The sequence below is a fragment of the Deinococcus sp. genome (assembly GCF_025362455.1).
GTDB lineage: Bacteria > Deinococcota > Deinococci > Deinococcales > Deinococcaceae > Deinococcus.
On record NZ_JANYGJ010000045.1, the window covers coordinates 1 to 2,740 of the forward strand.

The following is a 2,740-nucleotide window of genomic DNA, read 5'->3' on the forward strand; positions in this document are numbered from 1 at the left end:
AGCAGCAGCGCCCGCAGGCGGCGGCTGAGCACGTCTTCCACGGTGCGGGCCTGTTCAAAGCGGGCGGCCCAGCGGACCTCGGCCTCGGTGTAGGGCAGCTCCGGGTGAAGCAGAGTCTCGGCGCCGCCGAGTTTTTGAATATGGGCAGCGTCGGTGCCGTAGACCTGCCAGTGTTCGCCCAGGGTGTGCTCCTGGCTCCAGCCGTGGAGGGGCAGGCCCGCCGTCAGGCTCAGGCGTTCGGGGAGCCCGGCCTGCTGGGCGGCGCGGTTCACGGTGTCCTCGCCCATGCGGCGGTAGGTGGTCCACTTGCCACCGGTCAGGGTCATCAGGCCGCTGTCCGAAATGCGGATCACATGGTCGCGGGACAGCGCCTTGGTATCGGTACCCTCAGCCGCCTTGACCAGCGGACGCAGGCCCACGTAGACGCTGCGCACATCGTCGCGGGTCGGCGCCGGGTCCAGGTACTGCGCGGCGGTGTGCAGGATGAATTCGATCTCTTCGGGCAAGGCTTTGGGTTCCAGGCTGGCTTCCGGCACGGGCGTATCCGTCGTGCCGATCACCACATGGTCGTGCCACGGCACCGCGAACAGCACCCGTCCGTCGTCGGTGCGCGGGACCATCAGGGCGCTGTCGCCGGGCAGAAAGCGGCGGTCCACCACGATGTGTACGCCCTGGCTCGGTGAGAGCATGTTCTTGACACCCGGCTCGTCCATTCGCCGCACGCTGTCCACGAAGACCCCGGTGGCGTTCACCACGACTTTCGCCTGGACCTGATATTCATGGCCGGTTTCGCTATCAGTCAGGGTCGCCCCGTCCACCTGACCCGCCGCGTTCTTGTGCAGGGCGGTCACGGGCGCGTGGTTCAGCGCCACCCCGCCGTGGTCTTCCAGCGTCCGCAGCAGCGTGATCGCCAGGCGCGAATCGTCGAACTGACCATCGTAGTAGAGAATGCCGCCTTTGAGGCCCTGGCGCTTGAGTGTCGGCGCATGTTTCAGCGCTTCCTGAACACCGATGTAGCGGCTGGCTTTCAGATTCAGCTTGCCCGCCAGCAGGTCGTACATCTTCAGCCCGATGCCGTAGAACGGTGCCGACCACCATTTGTACGCCGCGATCACGAAGCCCAGGTCATGCACCAGATGCGGCGCGTTCTTCTTGAGCAGCCCGCGCTCGTGCAGCGCCTCACGGACCAGCGAGACGTTGCCCTGGGCCAGATAGCGCACGCCGCCGTGAACCAGCTTGGTACTGCGGCTGGACGTGCCCTTGGCGTAGTCGTGGGCCTCGATCAGCAGGGTCCGGTAACCCCGGCTGGCGGCTTCGAGCGCCGTGCCCAGGCCGCTAGCCCCGCCACCGATGACCAGCACGTCCCAGGGCTGAGCGCCTTGAATGGCCTGAATGGTGTCTGCACGTGTCATATGGTGTCCTCTGGCAAGCGGTCTGGAAGGAGTGTGGGCCTGCGCGACGGTCTGAGCGAACGTCTGTTCAGAGCATTTGAACACATGTTCACAGACGGATCAAGGGCGGGCGTCCCCGGCGAGCCGGGCTGATGTTGAGCGTTGATTCATGGTCGGAATGGAGATTTAGAGATTAGGGCGCGTCACCGTTCAGCACTGCGTTCAGCTCATGTTGAATTGAATGTCGTGCCTGGGGCGGGAATGCTGCCTGGTCGCCCCCTCACCCCGCTGCTTCGCAGCTCCCCTCTGCAAGCACTCGTCGTGAACGGACGCGCCTGGGCACGCCACTCCTCAGGTCTGCGACTCTCCCGCAGGGGGCGACTGGTACAGCTCCGAAGGAGAGGGGTCAACAGCGTCCAGCCGAAATGCCCGAACATCGAGTTGATTGCATATCACTCCGCTTCTACCCAGCCCTGACTCCGCTCCACCGCCCGCTTCCAGGTGTGCATCCGCCCCTCTCGCTGATCTCCGCTCATGTTCGGCTCGAAGCGCTGGCCGACCTGCCAGAGTGACCTCAGTTCGTCCAGACCGCTCCAGAAACCCACCGCCAGCCCGGCGAGGTAAGCGGCGCCCAGGGCGGTCGTCTCGGTGACTCTGGGGCGAATGACTGGCACGCCCAGAATGTCGGCCTGAAACTGCATCATGGCGTCGTTGGTGCTGCCGCCGCCATCCACCCGCAGTTCCTGAAGGGGCGCGGCGCTGTCTTGCTGCATGGCGTCCAGCAGCTCGGCGCTCTGAAAGGCCACGCTCTCCAGGGCGGCGCGGGCGATGTGGGCGGCAGTGGTGCCCCGCGTCATGCCGACGATGGTGCCGCGTGCATACGGATCCCAGTATGGCGCCCCCAGGCCCACGAAGGCGGGCACCAGATACACCCCGCCGCTATCCGGCACGCGGGCGGCCAGCTCCTCCACTTCACTGGCGCTACGGATGATGCCCAGCCCGTCGCGCAGCCACTGGACCACCGCGCCCGCCACGAACACGCCGCCTTCCAGGGCGTAGGTGCGCTGATTGTTCAGTTGCCAGCCGACCGTCGTGAGTAATCGGTGGTGCGACTCGACCGCCTCCGGGCCGGTGTTGAGCAGCATGAAACAGCCGGTGCCGTAGGTATTTTTGGCCATACCCACGTCCAGACACGCCTGCCCGAAGGTGGCGGCCTGCTGATCGCCCGCGACGCCCGCAATCGGCACCTGAGCGCCCAGCAGCCCCTCGGAGGTCAGGCCGTAGACCTCCGAACTACCCCGAACCTCCGGCAGCAGCGTTCGGGGGATGTCCAGCAGGGTGAGTAATTC

The 2,740-nt window shown here is 66.0% G+C and carries 2 protein-coding genes; both read right to left on the reverse strand.

The genetic code is table 11. The features are described 5' to 3' along the window. The coding region (locus tag Q0R23_RS03310) for a glycerol-3-phosphate dehydrogenase/oxidase (protein WP_293910340.1) at window positions 1-1,412 on the reverse strand (1,412 nt) is incomplete at its 3' end. Window positions 1,413-1,843: 431 nt separating this feature from the next. Beyond that, a partial coding sequence (locus Q0R23_RS03315; protein ID WP_293910342.1) for an FGGY-family carbohydrate kinase occupies window positions 1,844-2,740 on the reverse strand: 897 nt, incomplete at its 5' end.